Source organism: Streptomyces sp. NPDC058751 (assembly GCF_042746485.1).
GTDB lineage: Bacteria > Actinomycetota > Actinomycetes > Streptomycetales > Streptomycetaceae > Streptomyces.
Genome location: NZ_JBHYPZ010000059.1, coordinates 55752 through 56412, shown reverse-complemented (window position 1 = coordinate 56412; position 661 = coordinate 55752). Strand labels below are relative to the sequence as shown.

The 661-nt window shown below is 79.3% G+C and carries 1 pseudogene; it reads left to right on the top strand.

What is annotated here, in order from left to right:
* Nucleotides 1-55: 55 nt before the first annotated feature.
* Nucleotides 56-661: pseudogene (locus tag ACFW6B_RS37120) on the top strand (hypothetical protein); the annotation flags it as partial.

Below are 661 nucleotides of genomic sequence, written 5' to 3'. Positions count from 1 at the left end.
GGGGCGGGGCTACCCGGGGCCCGCCCCCCCGGCGGCGCCCACGGTCCTGCCGCCGGTGGGCGGTCTCCCGGGGGGCGGTGCGGCGGCGGTGATGCGGCACGACACCGGATCGGCCGACACGGTGACCATGCCCCTCCCGGCCCCGAGCACCACGGCGACCGCCCCGGCGAGGGGGACGGACACCGAGGCGGGGCAGGACGAAGCCGACACGAAGACGCTGGAAGTCGTGACCAGGGCCGAGGAGACCGGAACGACCGCCCGGGACACCGGGCCGGCGGGACGGGACGCCGGGGCGGCGACTTCGGAGACCGGGGCGACGACCCCGGAAGCCGGGGCGGCGGAGCAGAACGCCGCGGCGGCGGCCCCGGAGACCGAGACGGCGGCCCCTGGAGCCGGAGCTGCGGGACAGGGCGCCAGGGCTGCGGGGCAGGACACCGAGGCAGCGGTCCCGGAAGCCGGAGCGACCGCCCGGGAAACCGGGATGACGGGGCAGGACACCGGGGCGACGGCCCCGGAAGCCGGGGCGGCGGGACAGAACGCCGCGGCGGCGGCCCCGGAGACCGAGACGGCGGCTCCTGAAGCCGAAGCTGCGGGGCAGGACGCCGGAGCTGCGGGACGGGTCTCCGGGGTGACGGCGTCGGAAACCGGAGCGGTCGCCCGA